Origin of the sequence: Xanthomonas sp. XNM01 (assembly GCF_014851915.1) — a bacterium.
GTDB lineage: Bacteria > Pseudomonadota > Gammaproteobacteria > Xanthomonadales > Xanthomonadaceae > Pseudoxanthomonas.
Window position 1 is genome coordinate 297,932 of record NZ_JACVAP010000001.1, and the last position, 17,469, is coordinate 315,400.

At 71.1% G+C, this 17,469-nt stretch carries 12 protein-coding genes; 6 read left to right on the plus strand and 6 right to left on the minus strand.

What is annotated here, in order from left to right:
• The first annotated feature begins 46 nt into the window (after positions 1-46).
• Positions 47-2,632: an ATP-dependent chaperone ClpB gene (clpB, locus tag IB242_RS01315; RefSeq protein WP_192275395.1), complete on the plus strand. Its 2,586-nt coding sequence runs from the start codon at positions 47-49 to the stop codon at positions 2,630-2,632.
• A 471-nt stretch (positions 2,633-3,103) separates the two neighbouring features.
• Here the strand turns inward: clpB and IB242_RS01320 are convergent, their stop codons facing one another.
• Entirely contained in the window at positions 3,104-4,252 is a 1,149-nt protein-coding gene (locus IB242_RS01320; RefSeq protein ID WP_192275396.1) for a YncE family protein, read from the minus strand.
• 345 nt (positions 4,253-4,597) lie between these two features.
• On the opposite strand from IB242_RS01320, the gene IB242_RS01325 reads away from it, so the two are divergent.
• Genes IB242_RS01325 through IB242_RS01340 form a run of 4 tightly spaced genes read left to right on the plus strand, consistent with a single transcriptional unit; the run spans position 4,598 to position 7,571 of the window.
• Entirely contained in the window at positions 4,598-5,014 is a 417-nt protein-coding gene (locus IB242_RS01325) for a DUF4189 domain-containing protein (protein ID WP_192275397.1), read from the plus strand.
• Complete coding sequence (locus IB242_RS01330) at positions 4,998-6,038, plus strand: DUF4189 domain-containing protein (protein WP_192275398.1); 1,041 nt, start codon at positions 4,998-5,000, stop codon at positions 6,036-6,038. Before IB242_RS01325 ends, IB242_RS01330 begins: the two co-directional genes overlap by 17 nt.
• 44 nt (positions 6,039-6,082) lie before the next feature.
• Positions 6,083-6,550 carry a DUF4189 domain-containing protein gene (locus IB242_RS01335; RefSeq protein ID WP_192275399.1) on the plus strand — a complete coding sequence of 156 codons (468 nt, stop codon included), beginning with the start codon at positions 6,083-6,085 and terminating at the stop codon, positions 6,548-6,550.
• Positions 6,534-7,571, plus strand: coding sequence for a DUF4189 domain-containing protein (locus IB242_RS01340; RefSeq protein ID WP_192275400.1), 1,038 nt, complete (start codon positions 6,534-6,536; stop codon positions 7,569-7,571). Before IB242_RS01335 ends, IB242_RS01340 begins: the two co-directional genes overlap by 17 nt.
• 297 nt (positions 7,572-7,868) lie before the next feature.
• On the opposite strand, the gene IB242_RS01345 is transcribed toward IB242_RS01340, so the two are convergent.
• The 3 genes from IB242_RS01345 to IB242_RS01355 all read right to left on the minus strand — a co-directional run bounded on the left by IB242_RS01345 (position 7,869) and on the right by IB242_RS01355 (position 12,544).
• On the minus strand, positions 7,869-9,305 hold the full coding sequence (locus IB242_RS01345; RefSeq protein ID WP_192275401.1) for an ATP-binding protein: 1,437 nt from the start codon (positions 9,303-9,305) through the stop codon (positions 7,869-7,871).
• Positions 9,292-10,026, minus strand: a complete 735-nt coding sequence (locus IB242_RS01350; RefSeq protein WP_192275402.1) for a response regulator — start codon at positions 10,024-10,026, stop codon at positions 9,292-9,294. Before IB242_RS01350 ends, IB242_RS01345 begins: the two co-directional genes overlap by 14 nt.
• A 223-nt stretch (positions 10,027-10,249) precedes the next feature.
• Positions 10,250-12,544, minus strand: a complete 2,295-nt coding sequence (locus IB242_RS01355) for a TonB-dependent siderophore receptor (protein ID WP_192275403.1) — start codon at positions 12,542-12,544, stop codon at positions 10,250-10,252.
• A gap of 207 nt (positions 12,545-12,751) precedes the next feature.
• Here IB242_RS01355 and IB242_RS01360 point away from each other — a divergent pair, with 207 nt between their 5' ends.
• Complete coding sequence (locus IB242_RS01360; RefSeq protein ID WP_192275404.1) at positions 12,752-14,038, plus strand: aminotransferase class I/II-fold pyridoxal phosphate-dependent enzyme; 1,287 nt, start codon at positions 12,752-12,754, stop codon at positions 14,036-14,038.
• A 251-nt stretch (positions 14,039-14,289) separates the two neighbouring features.
• On the opposite strand, the gene IB242_RS01365 is transcribed toward IB242_RS01360, so the two are convergent.
• Both IB242_RS01365 and ybaL read right to left on the minus strand, forming a co-directional pair.
• Entirely contained in the window at positions 14,290-15,504 is a 1,215-nt protein-coding gene (locus IB242_RS01365; RefSeq protein WP_192275405.1) for an FAD-dependent oxidoreductase, read from the minus strand.
• A gap of 57 nt (positions 15,505-15,561) precedes the next feature.
• The gene (gene ybaL / locus IB242_RS01370) at positions 15,562-17,274 is read right to left on the minus strand and encodes a YbaL family putative K(+) efflux transporter (protein WP_192275406.1); all 1,713 of its coding nucleotides are present in this window, start codon (positions 17,272-17,274) and stop codon (positions 15,562-15,564) included.
• Between the last annotated feature and the right edge of the window lie 195 nt (positions 17,275-17,469).

The window sequence follows — 17,469 nt, forward strand, 5'->3', positions numbered from 1 at the left end:
ATCGGTCGCCATCGCGGCCCACATCTTTCGAAGAGGAGTCTCCACGATGCGGATGGACAAGCTCACCTCGCGCTTCCAGCAGGCACTGGCCGACGCGCAGTCGCTGGCCGTGGGCCGCGACCACACCATCATCGAGCCGGCGCATGTGTTCGCCGCGCTGCTCGACCAGCAGGGCGGCAGCACCCGGCCCCTGCTGGCCCAGGCCGGGGTCAACGTGCCGCTGCTGCGCGAGCGTCTGGGCGAAACCCTGGAGGCGCTGCCCAAGGTCACCGGCCAGGCCGGCAACGTGTCGGTGGGCAACGACCTGTCGCGGCTGCTGAACCAGACCGACAAGCTGGCCCAGCAGCATGGCGACGCCTTCATCGCCAGCGAGTGGTTCGTGCTGGCCGCGGCCGACGACGGCGGCCCGCTGGGCATGGCGCTGCGCGCGGCCGGTGCCGACAAGAAGAAGCTGGAAGCGGCGATCGACAAGGTCCGCGGCGGCGAGACCGTGCAGAGCGAGAACGCCGAGGAACAGCGGCAGGCGCTGGAGAAGTACACGATCGACCTGACCGCGCGCGCCGAGAGCGGCAAGCTCGACCCGGTGATCGGCCGCGACGAGGAGATCCGCCGCGCGATCCAGGTGCTGCAGCGCCGGACCAAGAACAATCCGGTGCTGATCGGTGAGCCGGGCGTGGGCAAGACCGCGATCGTCGAGGGTCTGGCCCAGCGCATCGTCAACGACGAGGTGCCCGAAGGCCTGCGCGGCAAGCGCGTGCTGTCGCTGGACATGGGCGCGCTGATCGCCGGCGCCAAGTTCCGCGGCGAGTTCGAGGAGCGCCTCAAGGGCGTGCTCAACGACCTGGCCAAGAACGAAGGCCAGATCATCCTGTTCATCGATGAGCTGCACACGATGGTCGGCGCGGGCAAGGCCGACGGCGCGATGGACGCCGGCAACATGCTCAAGCCGGCGCTGGCGCGCGGCGAGCTGCACTGCATCGGCGCGACCACGCTGGACGAGTACCGCCAGTACATCGAGAAGGACGCCGCGCTGGAGCGCCGCTTCCAGAAGGTGTTCGTCGGCGAGCCCAGTGTCGAGGACACCATCGCGATCCTGCGCGGGCTCAAGGAGCGCTACGCGGTGCACCACGGCGTGGAGATCACCGATCCGGCGATCGTCGCCGCGGCCACGCTGTCCAACCGTTACATCACCGACCGCCAGCTGCCGGACAAGGCCATCGACCTGATGGACGAGGCGGCCAGCCGCATCCGCATGGAGATCGACTCCAAGCCGGAGGAACTGGACCGGCTCGAGCGTCGCCTGATCCAGCTCAAGATCCAGCGCGAGATGCTGAAGAAGGAGAAGGACGAGGCGAGCCGCCAGCGCCTTGCCGACCTGGAACGCGACATCGACGCGCTGGAGCGCGAGTTCTCCGACCTGGACGAGGTCTGGAAGTCGGAGAAGGCCGCGCTGCAGGGTGCGACCAGGATCAAGGAGCAGATCGAGCAGGCCAAGCTCGACCTGGAGGCCGCGCAGCGGCGCCAGGACTACACGAAGATGAGCGAGATCCAGTACGGCCTGCTGCCGCAGCTGGACAAGCAGCTGGCCGCCGCCAGCGAGGTCGACCAGCACGCGTTCCGGCTGGTCCAGGACCGGGTCACCGACGAGGAGATCGCCGAGGTGGTCTCGCGCTGGACCGGCATTCCGGTCAACCGGATGCTGGAAGGCGAGCGCGACAAGCTGCTGCGCATGGAGGCCGATCTCGGCCGCCGCGTGGTCGGCCAGTCCGAGGCGATCAAGGTCGTCTCCGACGCGGTGCGCCGCTCGCGCGCCGGCCTGTCCGATCCCAACCGGCCGATCGGCTCGTTCCTGTTCCTCGGCCCGACCGGCGTCGGCAAGACAGAGCTGTGCAAGTCGCTGGCCGAGTTCCTGTTCGACAGCAGCGAGGCGATGGTGCGCATCGATATGAGCGAGTTCATGGAGAAGCATTCCGTGGCCCGCCTGATCGGCGCGCCTCCGGGCTACGTCGGCTACGAGGAAGGCGGCTACCTGACCGAGGCCGTGCGCCGCCGTCCGTACTCGCTGATCCTGCTGGACGAGGTCGAGAAGGCGCATCCGGATGTGTTCAACATCCTGCTGCAGGTGCTCGACGACGGCCGCCTGACCGATGGCCAGGGCCGCACCGTGGACTTCCGCAACACCGTCATCGTGATGACCTCCAACCTGGGCTCGCACCAGATCCAGGAGCTGTCCGGCGACGGCAGCGCCGAGGCCTACACGCAGATGAAGGCGGCGGTGATGGGCGTGGTCCAGGCGCATTTCCGCCCGGAGTTCATCAACCGGCTCGACGACATCGTCGTGTTCCATCCGCTGGACAAGGCGCAGATCACCTCGATCGCACGGATCCAGCTGCGCGGGCTGGAAAAGCGGCTGGGCGAGCGCGGCCTGAAGCTGGAGCTGGGCGCGCGCGCGCTGGAGCTGCTGGGCAACGTCGGCTTCGATCCCGTCTATGGCGCGCGTCCGCTGAAGCGCGCGATCCAGGCGCAGATCGAGAACCCGCTGGCGCAGAAGATCCTCGGCGGCGAGTTCACTGCCGGCGACACGATCAAGGTCGAGGCCGAAGGCGGGCATCTGGTGTTCGCGCGCGGCTGATCACCCTGGTGGCCGCTTCCTGCGGTGCGCACGAGGTGGCCGCAGCGTCCGCGTACCAATCCTGATGCCGTGTCGGGGCAGTGGCGGGCCGGCGATGCGGAACCGGCGCCGGAACAGGATTCCGGCATCGACAGCCGTCCAGCGCGGCGGCAGACGGATCGCACACGGGCCGGTATCGGTGCCGTCAGAGACACGGGAGACCGTTCTGGTCTCCCGCTTCTTTGGGGCCGGGAGACATGGGGTCTTGCCTTCCGTGCACGCACAAGACGGTTCTGCGGCCGCGTCCCGTGTCGATGGCATCGCAGGTTCGATGTGACTCCGGTGCGCGCGGGAGTCCGCGTCCGGCGTCCTTGCCCCGCAAACGGTATCGCGTTCCCGTGGCGGATGACGGGATGGAAGGCGGGGAGCGCCGCACCCGAGGCGGGCCGCTGCAGGAGCCGCATCCAGCAGCTCCCGCAGCGTCGCCGCGGCTCAGTACCCCAGCCGCACCACGCTCTCCGCCGCGCCTTTTTCGGCTTCGCGTGCGTTCTTGACCGACACGTAGACCGTACCGCTGGCCGCATCCAGCGCCAGGCTGTTCGGATGCGCGGCCATCGCGATGGTCTCCAGCAGCGCCTTGCTGGTGCTGTCGAACACGCTGACCGAGCCGCCGCCGCGGTTGGTGACGTACAGGCGCGCGCGCGGCGCGTCGAACAGCACCGCGATGGGGCCTTCGCCGGTGGCCAGGCTGTCGCTGACCGTGCCGGTTTCCGGGTCGATGATCGCCAGGCGATTGCCCGGATGCTGCGACTGGTAGCCGGGCTGGCGCTCGGCCAGCATCTTGCGCACCTGTTCCAGCCCCTGGTCGGTGGCGAACAGGCGCTTGCCCGCCGCGTCCCAGGCCAGGTTCAGCGGCTGCTCGACGCCGGTGGTCAGGCGCTTGCCGATCTCCAGCGTGCCGGTGTCGACGCTGATCGCCTCGCCGGCGAAGTTGGACACGAACACGCGCTTGCCTTCGGCATCCAGCGCAATGCCGGTGGCGACCGGACCGAAGCCCTCGATGGTCTTCTCGAGGCTGAAGTCCGCGGTGTCGACGACGAACAGCACGCTGCCCTCGAAGCCCAGGCCGGGTGCGAACAGGCGGTGGTTGTCGCGGTCCAGCACCAGCTCGCGCAGGTGGTGGGCGGCGCTGGCCTTGCCGTCCTCGCCGACGGTCTTCTCTTCCAGCTGCAGCGTGTCGAGCAGCTGGTTGCTGGCGGTATCGATCACCGAGATCGACGCGTCCATGCCATGCCCAACGTACAGGCGGTCGGCCGCGTCGTCCAGCACCACACCGAAGCCCTTGTGCGGCAGCCCGATCTCCTGCTGCACGGCCAGCGTGGCCGGATCCAGGCGCAGGATCTTCGACGCTGCGGCGGTATCGCCGAAGCCCCCCGACGAGGCGACGAACACCGCGTTCTGGCGTGCGCTGTAGGCCAGTTCGTACAGGCCGGGCGCGACCTCGGCGCGGGTGATCGTGGCGGGAACGTAGGCCGCTGGCGGTGCGGCGTCGGCCGGGGGTTCGGTGGATGGGCCGGCACAACCGGCGAGGCCGGCCAGGGTCAGCAGCGTGGCCGCGACGGCGGAAAGGGAATGGTGCATGGATGACGCCCTCGAAGGATCGGGTTGCTCGGTCGGGTGCCGTGGAAGGCGGCCCGGTGGTCCGGCTGGCGTCATGCGATCCGGCACGCCCGTGCGGGGCGGCGGCGGTGTGCTGGCTGTGCGGGGAGTGTACCCGCCTGCAGCGGGACGCGGCGGGCGATGGCGCATGCCTGCGCAGGAGCGCCGGCAACGATGCCGCGTGAATGTGTGACATCGCGGGCGATTCGGTATTCCCGCTGAGGGGTATCGCGCCGGGGCTTGCTAAGCTCCGCGACGGATTTTTTCAGAGCAAGGGACATGCACCGTATGCGACGTCGCGTTTCCGCCTGTGTGCTGGCCATGTCGATGGCGGCGCTCCCCGCCCTGGCGCAGACGCCGCAGGGCCAGGCGCAACTGCCGCCTCCGGGTACCCTCAGCGCCAACATGCCGCCCGGGGTGGAGATCCACATGGGCATCTTCGTCAGCGACTCGACCCAGGAATTCAGCCGCGAGCAGGGCTCGACCGCGGTGGAGGCCCGGCTGCGCGCACGCAGGGCCTGCGCCGAACTCGCCCCCGACTGCGAGGAAGTGCTCAACTTCCCGATGCGCGACCACTGCCTGGCGGTGGCGGTGAACCCGACCATCGGCAAGGGCGCGCGCGCGTTGTTCGCCAATGCCGCGCAGAAGGATGCGCCGCAGGCCGGCACCCTGCGCGAGCAGACCGTGGCCCAGTGCCAGCAGGGCGGCGGTACCTGCCAGGTGTTCTTTGACTACTGTTTCTGAGCGCCTGATGGCGCGGCTGCTGGCCGTGGCCCTGCTGCTGGCGCCTGCGCTGTCGACCGCGCAGCCGATGGCGCAGCAGATGCAGCGGCAGGCCCAGTTCCAGCAGCAGAACCACTACTGGCACCAGTACTACCAGAACCAGCAGCAGGCCTCGGCATCCGAGCTCGCTGCGCAGCGCGAGGCGGCCGCACGCCTGGCCGCGCAGGACGCGGCGGTGCGTGCCGATGCCGAGCGCGACTGGTGGGGCGCGGTGGCGGTCGACGTCGACAGCGGGCAGTGGTTCACCCAGCTGCACGCGCACGACGAAGCGCAGGCGCAGCGCGCCGCGATGGAAGCATGCACCGGCAACTGCTTTCCGGTGCTGAGCTTCGCCAATACCTGCATCGCGCCTGCCTACAGCGGCCAGGGCGGCATGTTCCTGGCCGATGGCGGCAGCAAGAAGGCCGCTGGCGAGGCCGCGGTGGCGGCCTGCAGGGCCGCCGGTGGCGAGGGCTGCAGCGCCGAGCCGGGGCAGAGCTACTGCACCGGCTGGAAGCATGCGTACTCGATGCTGGAGCGCTTCAACTACCGCACCTCGCTGGTCGTCCTGAGCCGGGTCAAGGCGCCACGGCTGGCGTGGTTTCCCGGCAGCGCGACGTTCCTTGCGGCTCCGCCGGGGCAGCGCGGTGCGGGCGAGCGCCAGGCGCTGGGCACCGACGGCGCGCGCCCGGTCGGCATGGCGCGCGCGTCGTTCGCCTTCGCCTCCAGTGCCGACGGCGAGGCCACCGGCCTGCAGATGGCGCCGACCGCGAAGGTCGCCGCCGACGCGGCCCTGAAGGAGTGCGGGAAGGCCGACTGCACGCTGGTGCTGGAGTGGGGTGCCGGCGCTTGCGCGACCGTGGTGCGTGGCTACACCCCGGGCAGGCCCGCCTTCCATTTCGGTGCCGAAGCCGATACCGAGGCCGCGTCCGAAGAGGCCGCGGTGCTCGAATGCATGGACAGCGACTACGATCGCTGCCCCGTGATGCTCAGGAAGTGTTTCTGACGCCGCCGGTCCGGGGCGCCCCTCTTTTCTCTGAAGGACCAGTCATGACGCGATATCCGATTCTCGCCGCCGGCCTGCTGTTGGGCCTGTCCGTTGCCGTTCCGGCGGCCGCCCAGTCCGCAGGCTCCATGATGGAGGGCCTGCCGCCGCCGGGCACCATGTCCAGGAGCCTGCCCGAGGGCATGGAGCTCTACATGAGCCTGTGGGTCAGCGACAGCGCGCAGGAAGTCACCAACGGCGTCGGCGGCACCGCGGTCGAAGCCAAGGTCCGGACCCGCATGGACTGCCAGAAGAAGGCCCAGGACTGCGCCGAGCTGGTGACGATGCCGGTCCGCAACCACTGCATGGCCATCGCCGGCGACCGCGGCGCGACGCCGGGCAAGCGCGCCATCTTCGCCGCCACCGGCGAAGCCGGCAAACAGGCCGACGGCGTACTGGGCCAGAAGGTGCTGGCCGAGTGCAAGGCGTCCGGCGCCCAGCAATGCGAGGTGCAGATTGAATACTGTTTCTAAGGCCGCGCTGGCTGTCGCCGCCGCCGCACTGCTGCTTGCCGGTGGCAGCGCGCCGGCGCAGAACGGCGCGCAGGCGCGCATGCAGGCGCACGCGGCGCAGATGAACTTCCTCGGCTGGCAGCAGAGCCAGCAGGCGGCGAACTACATCAGCGCCGAGGAGGCCGCCGCGCAGCAGGCCGCCGCGGCCGCTGCCCGGGCCGCCGCGCAGCGCGTCCGCGACGACGCCAAGCGCGACTGGTGGGGCGGCGTGGTGGTCAACACCGACGATGGCAGCTGGAACGTGCGCCTCAACATGCACAGCCACGAAGAAGCCCTGCGCCTGGCCCTGGAAGAATGCAAGGGCACCTGCTGGCCGGTGCTGAGCTTCGCCAACAGCTGCGTCGCGCCGGCCTACAGCCAGCAGGGCGGCATGTACTTCAACAACGGCGAGAGCAAGGACAAGGCGCGCGATGCGGCGCTGGCCACCTGCACGACCGCCGGCGGCGAGCAGTGCCACAGTCCGGCCGAGCAGAGCTTCTGCACCGGCTGGAAGTTCGCCTACTCGGCGATCGACCGGCTCTCGTACCGGCTGGAGCTGATCGCGATCAACCGGGTGGCCAAGCCGAAGCTGGACTTCTTCCCGGGCGCGGCGGAGTTCGTCGCCAAGCCGCCGGCGGCCCGCGGCACCAGCACCGCGATGCCGACCAACGCGGTGCACGGCGACCGCGGCAAGGTCGCGCGCTTCTGGACCGCGGTCGCGGTCGAGCGCGAGGGCGACGCCATCGGCATGCACCTGGGCGTGAACGAGACCGATGCCAGCGATACCGCGCGCAGCAAGTGCGGACAGCGCAGCTGCGAGGTGGTGCTGGCGTGGCCGGCCGGCGAATGCGGCGCGCTGGTGCAGCTGCGCGGCGCGGACCGGCGCACCGTGACCTACACCGCGACCGGCAAGACCGCCGACGAGGCCGAGGAAACGGCGGTGACCGAGTGCATCGAGAACGGCGAGAAGATCTGCCCGGTGATGTTCAAGCAGTGCGCGTGAGCACCAGCGGCTGAGCGGCGGGCGTCACCGGCCGCCGGCAGTGGGCCGGCGCCGCTGGTGCACGGGAGCAGGGGCCGGGTCGGCTCCTGAAGCGTCAGTGCGGGCGAGCGTGTCGATCGGTGCGCCGGGGGCGCTTCCGTGTGCATGACCGGCGCGCGCGTCCTCTCGTCCCGTCCGCATCGTGGCGTGCGCCGCGGCGAGGCTGCCGTGCGTCCTGCCGGCCGGGTCCGTCCCCGTGCGGGATCGCAATGCCGTGTCGCGTTCGCGGCGGCGACGGTGCAGCGAACGCCGCGTGGGTCAGGGGCGGGCATCCTGCAGCGGCAGCCACAGCTCGGCCTGCAGGCCCTGGAGGCCGCCGCTGGCGTCGCGGCGGTTGCGCAGCTGCAGGCGGCCGCCATGCGCACGCACGATACCGTCGGCGATGCTCAGCCCCAGGCCGATGCCGCCGGTATGGCGGTTGCGCGAACGCTCCAGCCGCACGAACGGCTGCAGCACCTGTTCCAGCGCGTCGTCGGGGATGCCGGGGCCGTCGTCGTCGATGCGCAGCCGCACGCCGCGACCATCGGCGTCCAGCGACAGCGCCACGCGCGCGCGCTGCCCGTAGCGGACCGCGTTCTCCAGCAGGTTGCCGATCGCGCGCCGCAGGCTGCCGGCATAGCCGCGCACCAGCAGCCCGGTCTGGCCGGCGATCGCGACCTCGGCGCCGGTCTCGCGCAGGTCTTCGGCCAGGGCGTCCAGCAGGGTGTCCAGGTCGACCTGCTGCATCGGCGCGTCCTCGTGCCGGCCTGCGTAGTAGTCCAGGATCGAGTCGACCAGCTCCTGCATGTGCGCCAGGTCGGCGCGCAGGCGTTCGCGGGCGAGCGGATCCTCCAGCAGTTCCACCCGCAGCCGCAGCCGGGTGATCGGCGAACGCAGGTCGTGCGACACCGCGGCAAGCAGCTGCTCGCGGGCCTGCAGGGATTCCAGCACGCGTGCCTGCATGCGGTTGAACGCCTCGGCGGCCTGGCGCACCTCGCGTGGGCCGGTCACCGGCAACGGCGGGCTGTTGACGTCGTCGCCCAGCGCCTGCGCGGCCTGCGCCAGCCGGGTCAGCGGCCGCGTGATCCAGTGCACCGCCGCCCACGCCAGCAGCACGATCACCAGTGCGCGCACACCGTAGATGCGCAGCAGGTAGTCGCCGAACGCGTAGGTCGGGCGCAGCTCCAGGCCTGCCTGGCCGGCGCGCACGTCGAAGCGCAGCCAGTCGCCGTCGCGCGTCTGCACGTCCAGCACCAGCCGCCCCTCCGGCGCATGGCTGCCGAACACGGCGGCGTTCGCGTGCGGATGCCCGTGGTCGTCGTAGAGCGTGGCATGGCGCAGATGCAGCGGTCGCGGCCCGTCCAGGCGCAGGGCGACCGCCTCGCGCAGCAGGCGCTCGAGCTCGCGGTCGCGCGGCTCCAGTGCGGCCGGCGCTTCCGGCGCGATGGCGGAGATGCGCAGCGCGTCGTCCTGGAACGCGTCGATCGCCTGCCGGCGCGGCACCTGCGCCGATTCCAGCAGGCGCAGTGCGTGCGCCACCTCGCTGGCCGCCAGCCGGGTCGGGATCTCCATGACCCGCTCGTAGCGGGCATCGAACCAGATCGTGCCGGTCAGCAGCTGCGCCAGCAGCATGCCGCCGAGCAGCAGCACCACCAGGCGCCCGTACAGCGTGCGCGGCCAGGTCAGGCGCCGCGCGGGCGCGTCAGTCGTGGCCATCGACGTCGGCCGAGAGCTGGTAGCCCTCGTTGCGCAGCGTGCGGATCAGCACCGGCCGGCGCGGATCCGCCTCCAGCCGGTTGCGCAGGCGGCTGACGCAGACATCGATGGCGCGGTCCTCGGGCCCGCGCTCGCGGCCGTAGACCTCCTCCTGCAGCAGGTCGCGGCCCAGCGGCTGGTGCGGGTGGCGCAGCAGCACCCGCAGCAGCCGGTAGTCGGCGCCGCCGAGGCTGACCACGCGCCCGTCCGGCGCCTGCACCTGGCGGTCGCGCGTATCCAGCTGCCAGCCGGCGAAGCGCAGCCAGCGCGGCTCGCGCGGGCCAGTGCCGGCCGTGACCGCCGCGCTGCGGCGCAGGACCGCGCGGATCCGGGCCAGCAGCTCGCGCGGATCGAACGGCTTGGCCATGTAGTCGTCCGCGCCCATCTCCAGGCCGACCACGCGGTCCACCGCCTGTCCGCGCGCGGTCAGCATGATCACCGGCAGGTCGCTGCGGCTGCGCAGCGCGCGGCACAGGGCGAGGCCATCGTCGCCGGGCAGCATCAGGTCCAGCACCACCACGTCGACCGGCTCGCGCTCGAGCGCGGCCCACATCGCATCGCCGTCGCCGGCCAGCGAGGTCGGCAGTCCCGCCTGGCCGAGGTAATGGGCCAGCAGGCTGCGGATCTCCGGGTCGTCGTCGACGATCAGGACGTGCGGCGTGGTGATGGGAGGAGTGGCCATGGGCGCGTCATCTTACCGGGCGGCGCCGCGCTCCCGGATGCGCGATGCGTCCGCTCATCGACGCACCGCGCTGCGACGGCCGGGCGGCCGCCGATGCCCGGTGCGGCGGCGATGTGCGCTCGCGCGGCGGTTGCGGATGGAGCGGCGCCGTCTCCGCGCCGCGGGCGGGCGCGGGAAGGCCGGGACACGATGGCGGTGCGCGGGCCACCGTGTCCGGCATGGCTCAGAACCGGGCGCGCAGGGTCAGGGTGGTGTTGCGCGGCTCGGCGTAGATCAGCCCGTCGTAGAACCCGTACTGCGCGTAGTGGGTCTTGTCGGTGACGTTGCTGACGTTGAGGGCCAGCTCGAGCCGTTCGCTCAGGGCATAGCGCGCCATCAGGTTGAGCCGGGTGTGGCCGCCGACGAGCAGGTTGGCGGCATCCCATGCCGCCGGGTCGTTCGGGTTGAGCGATCCGCCCGGCAGCGGCCGGCCCGGATAGGTGCTCCACTCGGTCCGGCTCTGCACGCTCACGCCGCCGCCGAGGGTCAGGTGGTCGAACGCGCCGGGCAGGGTGTAGGCGGTGTTGAGCCGCAGCTGGTGGCGCGGGTCGCGCTGGTAGCCCAGCCCGTCCACGTCCAGCCAGGTGTAGCCGCCGCTGATGTTCCAGCGCGGGGTGATGCTGCCGTTGACCTCGAGTTCGGCGCCGCGCGACTTCACGCCGTCGACCGCGCGGTAGATGGTCAGGCCGGTGTCCGGATGCAGCCGGTTGGTGCTTTCGGCCAGACCGTCCTGCAGGTTGCGGTACAGCGCGAAGGAGGCGTTGACGCGGCCGTCGGCGAACTCGCCCTTGATGCCGATCTCCGCGCTCTGGCCGGTCAGCGGATCCAGGCGCCGGTCGCTGGCGTCGCGCACGTCGCCCTGCGGGGTGAACACGTCGGTGTAGCTCGCATACAGCGAGTAGTGCGCCGACAGCGTGTAGACGATGCCGGCGTACGGGGTGAGCACGTCGCGCTCGCGGGTGACCGCGCCGCGGCTGCGCGCATTGGTCGCGGTGTAGGTGTCGCGCCAGGTTTCGTAGCGGCTCAGGCGCGCGCCGATGATCAGGTCCAGCGGGTCGGCCAGGTCGAAGCGGCCGGCCAGGTAGCCGCCATGCACACGGGTGGTGTCGATGGTGCGCGCGCTGGTGCGGAAGGTGCGCAGCTCCGGTGCGCTGCCGTCCCAGCCGCGCCAGTCGCCGATCACGATCGCGCCGGCGCGGAACTGGCAGGCGTTGGCGGTGTAGGTGGCGGCGCTGCCCATCACGCAGTTGCCCAGCGCACGGTTGAAGGTGTAGCTGGTGGCGCGGTCCTCGTAACCGTTGAAGCCGAGCATCAGCTCGTGGCTGCGGCCGCCGAGCTGCAGCGGGCCGCGCAGGCTGACGTCGAGGTTGTCGCGGGTGCCGTCGCCCTCGCTGTGGAAGGCGTTGAGGTGGGCGCCGCTGCCGTCCTGGTTCCAGAAGCCGCCGAAGCGGCTGCCGGACAGGTTGTTGGGCTTGGCGATGCCGTAGTTGCCGTAGGCATCGGACTCGGTGCGCGAAGCGCCGGCACGCAGCGTCCAGCCGTTCTCCCAGGCATGTTCGAGCGCGGCGAACACGGTGGAGGCCTCGCGCTTGGCCACGCTCCAGTCGGCGACCGGGTTGGTGCTGCGCGGCAGGTTGGCCAGGCTGCCATCGGCGAACCAGATCGGCACGTTGGCGCCCCAGGACGCGCCGCCGATGCGGGTGGCCTCGTACTGGTAGCCGGCATTGACCAGGGTGCTGGCACCGAGATCGGCTTCGAGGTTGAGCAGGGCCGCGCGGCGGTCGCTGGTCTCGCGGTCGCGGAAGCTGTCGCCGGACTCGCCGCTGGCGACCACGCGTGCGCGCACCGAGCCGCTGGCGGTGACCGGCACGCTGAGGTCGCCGCTCAGGCGCTGCGTGTCCCAGCTGCCGGCGCTCAGCGCCACGCTGCCGCCGAACTCCTTCGTCGGCCGCTTGCGCTGCAGGTAGACGGTCGCCGACGGATCGCCGGTGCCGCCGAGCAGACCGTTGGCGCCGCGCACGATCTGCACGTTTTCGTACAGGTCCAGGTTGAATGCCTGGCCGGCACCGGTGAAACCGCTGGTGCCGTCGACCTGCATGCCGTCGATCCGGTAGTTGCCGATGGCGAAGCCGCGGGCGCGGTAGCTGGTGCGTCCGCCCAGGTCGGAGGACGCGGAGGTGATGCCCGGCGCGGCGGCCAGCACGTCGTCCAGGGTCTGGATCTGCTGGTCGTCCAGCTGCTGTCGGGTCAGCACCGACACCGTCTGCGGCGTCTGCCGCAGGCTCAGCGACAGGCCGGTGGCGGCGCGGCTGGCGGGCACGGTGTAGCTGTTCTGGCGTTCGCCATGGACCTCGAGCGCGTCCAGGTCGGTCGGCGAGCGCGCATCCAGCGCCTCGGCATGGACCTGGCCGGTGAGCGCCACCGCGATGGCGAGGCCCAGCCAGGACGGCCGGGGCAGGGAGGACGAGGGGGAGGACATGGCGCGCCTTTGGCAATGAGAGTTATTCGCAACGGCGCGCATTCTATTTTTCCGGCACGGTCCGTCACGAAACCGCAGGTGTCGGTATGTAACGGAGTGTTGTTCCCTCATGCCGGCGCGTGGCGACCGTCATTCCCGCAGGTCATGAGGACCCGATGGCATGTCCGCGTAAGGTGGCCGCTCCATCCCGAGACGGAGTCCGACGACGTGGCCGAACCGACCTGGAAACCCGAGACCATCGCCGTGCATGGCGGCTATCGCCCCGATCCGACCACGCGCGCGGTCGCGGTGCCGATCTACCAGACCGTGGCCTACGCCTTCGACGACACCCAGCACGGCGCGGACCTGTTCGACCTGAAGGTGCAGGGCAACATCTACAGCCGGATCATGAATCCGACCAACGACGTGCTCGAGCAGCGCGTGGCCGCGCTGGAAGGCGGCATCGGCGCGCTGGCGCTGGCGTCGGGCCAGGCCGCGGTGACCTACGCGATCCAGACCATCGCCGAGGCCGGCGACAACATCGTCTCCTCCAGCGCGCTGTACGGCGGCACCTACAACCTGTTCGCGCATACGCTGCCGCAGTTCGGCATCCAGACCCGCTTCGCCGACTACCGCGACCCCGATGCCTTCGCCGCGCTGATCGATGAACGCACCAAGGCCGTGTTCGTCGAGTCGATCGGCAACCCGCGCGGCAACATCACCGACATCCGCCGCGTCGCCGACATCGCCCACGCGCATGGCGTGCCGCTGATCGTCGACAACACGGTGGCCACCCCGTACCTGCTGCGTCCGTTCGACCACGGCGCCGACATCGTCGTGCACTCGCTGACCAAGTACCTGGGCGGGCACGGCAACAGCATCGGTGGCGCGATCGTCGACTCCGGCCGCTTCCCGTGGGCGCAGCACAAGGCGCGGTTCCCGCGGCTCAACGAGCCCGATGTCAGCTACCACGGCGTGGTCTACACCGAGGCGCTGGGCGAGGCGGCCTACATCGGACGCGCGCGGGTGGTGCCGCTGCGCAACACCGGTGCGGCGCTGTCGCCGTTCAACGCCTTCCTGATCCTGCAGGGCATCGAAACCCTGGCGCTGCGGCTGGACCGGATCAACGCCAACACGCTGGCCATCGCCAGCTGGCTGCAGCAGCACCCGAAGGTGGCCTGGGTGAACTACGCGGCGCTGCCGGACCACCCCGAACACGCGCTGGCCCAGCGCTACCTGCGCGGGCACGGCTCGGGCGTGCTGACCTTCGGCCTGCCCGGCGGGCGCGCCGCCGGCGCGCGCTTCCTCGACGCGCTGCAGCTGTTCACCCGCCTGGTCAACATCGGCGACGCCAAGTCGCTGGCCACGCATCCGGCCTCGACCACGCACCGCCAGCTCTCACCCGAGGAACTGGCCGCCACCGGCGTCAGCGAGGACACGGTGCGGCTGTCGGTCGGCATCGAGCACATCGACGACCTGATCGCCGATCTGGAACAGGCACTGGCCGGCGCCTGAGCGGGCGATGACAGCCGCCGGCGCGTGGCCGGGTCCACCACGCGCAGGCGGCTCGACCGCCATCGCAGTTACGCGGGTGTCCGGTCATCCGCGGCCGCTGCCGGTGCGAGGTGTCCGGACCTGCGTATCGGCGCGCAGGCCGTGGCGCCACCAGCGTGGCGATCGGCGGACCCTGCCGGCTCCACGCGGCGCCGGAGCGTGCCGGACGCCGGTGGCAGCCGGTGCGCGGGCGAGGCGGCGCCCCTTCGAGGTCAGGCCTTGCGGCCGAAGCCGAACAGGTCCTTCAGCGGGTGCGGGCGGCGTTCGATCGTCGCCCGCAGCAGCTGCGCGCCGATCGCCGAGTAGGTGATGCCGTTGCCGCCATAGGCCATCGCGAACAGCACCCGCGGTCCCCACTGCGGGTGCGCACCGAACCACGGCAGGCCGTCGGCGGTTTCGGCGAAGGTGCCGGCCCAGGCGAAGTCCGGTTCCAGCGGCAGCTCCGGGAACAGCCCGTTCGCCCGGCGGGCCAGCGTCTTCGCCTTGTCCATCACCTTGCGGTCGCGGCGTGCGGGGATGTCGATCGCGTCGTCCTCGCCACCGACCAGCAGCCGGCCTTCGTCGGTGCTGCGGATGTACAGGTACGGGCGCGCGGTTTCCCACAGCAGCGTGCGCGTCATCCAGGCGGGCATCGCGTCGTGCAGCGGCCGGGTCACGAAGGCGTAGCTGCTGCGGTTGCGCGCGACCGGCCTGGCCAGCCAGCGCTGGGTCTCGTAGCCGCAGGCCATGACCACATGGCGGGCGCGGATCCGGGTGCCGCCGGCCAGGCGCACCTGCACATCGCGCGTGCGCGGTTCCAGATACTCGACTTCGACGTGGTCGGCCACCTGGCTGCCACCGCGGTGCAGTTGCAGCGCCAGCTGCTGGGCCAGCCGGTAGGGATCGACCCGCGCGCCGAGCCGGCTCAGCAGCGCGGCCGGCGCATGGAAGCCGAAGCGCGTCTGGAGCTCGGCCGCGTCGAGCAGGTCGACCTCGATCCCGTGCCTGCGCCGCATCGCGCCCTCGCGGCGCAGGCGGCCCACATGCCAGCGGCGGCTGGCGTAGTACAGGCTGGAGCACGACCGGTGGCCGACCTTCCGGCCCAGTGCGCCGATGCGCTCGTGCAGCCACGGCAGGGCGTCGGCGCAGGCGCGGTAGGCCAGGACCGCGGCGTCCTCGCCGTGGCGCCTGGCCAGCTCGGTCATGTGGGTGTCGATCTCGTACTGCAGCAGCGCGGTGCTGGCGGCGGTGCTGCCCCAGCCGATGTCGCGCTGCTCCACCAGCAGCACGTCGTGACCATGCCGGGCCAGTTCGTCGGCGATGAGGGTGCCGGTGATGCCTCCGCCGACGACGAGCACGTCGCAGGTGCGGTCCGAGGTCAGGGGCGGCAGCGGCGGCAGCAGGCCGTCGCACAACGCCCAGTAGGGGTATCCGCTCTTGAGATCCATGGCGGGGGAAGGTGCCGGTGCACGGGCGAGGCCGCCGTGAAGACCTTCCGGCCGCGGTCAGACCGGCGGGATCGCGAAGTCCTTGCCCGGGTAGCGGAACGCCGGCGCCGACATGACCATCTCGGCCAGCGAATAGGCCAGCTCGCGCTCGGCCATCACCGCGCCGTCGGCGCCGTGCGACAGCAGGTGCCGCACTTCGGCATCGCTGTGCGCCCGCGCCAGCACCGTCAGCGACGGGTTGAGCGCGCGCAGCTTGGCGATCGCCTCGCCGGCTTCCAGCGGCTGCGGGATCGCCAGTACCGCGATGCTCGCCGATTCGGGCTGCGCCTCGATCAGCACCTTGTCCGAGGCCGCGTTGCCGCGGATGCCGGCGATGCCGGCCGCGTGCGCGCGCTCGATGTGTTCCTTGGTGCTGTCGATCACCACCACCTGCAGGCCGCGCTCGCGCAGCACGCCGGCCAGCTCGCTGCCGACCCGGCCGTAGCCGACGATGATCGCGTGGTTGCCCGGCACCAGCGCCGGGCCCGGCGGCGGCTCCGGCTCGGCGGCCACCGGATGCGCGGCCTCCTGCCTGGCCTGCCAGCGGTCCAGCCAGCCGAACAGGAACGGGTTGGCGATGATCGAGATCAGCGCGCCGGCCAGGATCAGGTCGCGTCCTTCCGGCGGCAGGATCAGCAGGTCCACGCCCAGGCCGGCCAGGATGAAGGAGAACTCGCCGATCTGCGCCAGGCTCATCGAGATCGTCAGCGCGGTGCCGGTGGCATGCCGGAACGCGCGCACGATGAAGAACGCGGCCACCGACTTGCCCAGCACGATGATCAGCACCGTCACCAGCACCTGCCACGGGTGGGTCAGCAGGATGTGCGGATCGAACAGCATGCCGACCGAGACGAAGAACAGCACCGCGAACGCGTCGCGCAGCGGCAGCGAATCGTTGGCCGCCTTGTGGCTGAGCTCGGATTCGTTGAGCAGCATGCCGGCGAAGAACGCGCCCAGCGCGAACGAGACGCCGAACAGCGCGGCCGAGCCGAATGCCACGCCCAGCGCGATCGCCAGCACCGACAGCGTGAACAGCTCGCGCGACCCCATGCCGGCGACCTTCTCCAGCGTCCACGGGATCACCCGGCGGCCGACGATCAGCATCACCGCCACGAACAGGCTCACCTGCAGCAGGGTCCAGCCCAGCGTGGCGAGGATGCCGGCCAGGCTGCTGTCGCCGGTGCTGCCATCGGCCGCGCCGTCGCCCAGCACCGAGGCCAGCGCCGGCAGCAGCACCAGCGCCAGCACCATCACCAGGTCCTCGACGATCAGCCAGCCGACCGCGATCTTGCCGCGCTGGGTGTCGAGCAGGCGCCGCTCCTCCATCGCCCGCAGCAGCACCACGGTACTTGCCACCGACAGCGCCAGGCCGAACACGAAGCCATGCAGCATCGGCCAGTCCATCGCCCAGGCCAGGCCCATGCCCATCAGCGTGGCCACGGTGATCTGGGTGATCGCGCCGGGGATGGCGATCGCCTTGACCTTGAGCAGGTCCTCCAGCGAGAAGTGCAGGCCGACGCCGAACATCAGCAGCATCACGCCGATCTCGGCCAGCTGGTTGGCCAGTTCCTGGTCGGCGACGAAGCCGGGCGTGAACGGGCCGACGCAGATGCCTGCAAGCAGATAGCCCACCAGCGGCGACAGACGCAGCTTGTTGGCCAGGGCACCCAGCACGAAGGCCAGGGCCAGGCCGACTGCGACGATGTCGATCAGGCTGGTGTCATGATGCATCTGCGATCGCGGTTCCCTTGCGTGAAGACGGCAGTTTCGCCGATCGGGCGTGCCGGCGGCAAACCCGATCCGGCCCGATGCGCCGCGCACGGGCGCCTGCGCGGCGTGGCTGTCCCGTGCTGTCGCAGGGACATCCCGCCGCTGGCAGGGCGGATGGAAAGACACCCCGCAGCGCGGGGTGTCCGGGAGGTCGGC

Bases quoted from the DNA above. Each gene is read 5' to 3' on its own strand.
- ybaL (WP_192275406.1), bottom strand. From the start codon at position 17,274: ATGCATCATGACACCAGCCTGATCGACATCGTCGCAGTCGGCCTGGCC.
- IB242_RS01355 (WP_192275403.1), bottom strand. From the start codon at position 12,544: ATGTCCTCCCCCTCGTCCTCCCTGCCCCGGCCGTCCTGGCTGGGCCTC.
- IB242_RS01320 (WP_192275396.1), bottom strand. From the start codon at position 4,252: ATGCACCATTCCCTTTCCGCCGTCGCGGCCACGCTGCTGACCCTGGCC.
- IB242_RS01335 (WP_192275399.1), top strand. From the start codon at position 6,083: ATGACGCGATATCCGATTCTCGCCGCCGGCCTGCTGTTGGGCCTGTCC.
- clpB (WP_192275395.1), top strand. From the start codon at position 47: ATGCGGATGGACAAGCTCACCTCGCGCTTCCAGCAGGCACTGGCCGAC.
- IB242_RS01345 (WP_192275401.1), bottom strand. From the start codon at position 9,305: ATGGCCACGACTGACGCGCCCGCGCGGCGCCTGACCTGGCCGCGCACG.
- IB242_RS01325 (WP_192275397.1), top strand. From the start codon at position 4,598: ATGGCGGCGCTCCCCGCCCTGGCGCAGACGCCGCAGGGCCAGGCGCAA.
- IB242_RS01350 (WP_192275402.1), bottom strand. From the start codon at position 10,026: ATGGCCACTCCTCCCATCACCACGCCGCACGTCCTGATCGTCGACGAC.
- IB242_RS01365 (WP_192275405.1), bottom strand. From the start codon at position 15,504: ATGGATCTCAAGAGCGGATACCCCTACTGGGCGTTGTGCGACGGCCTG.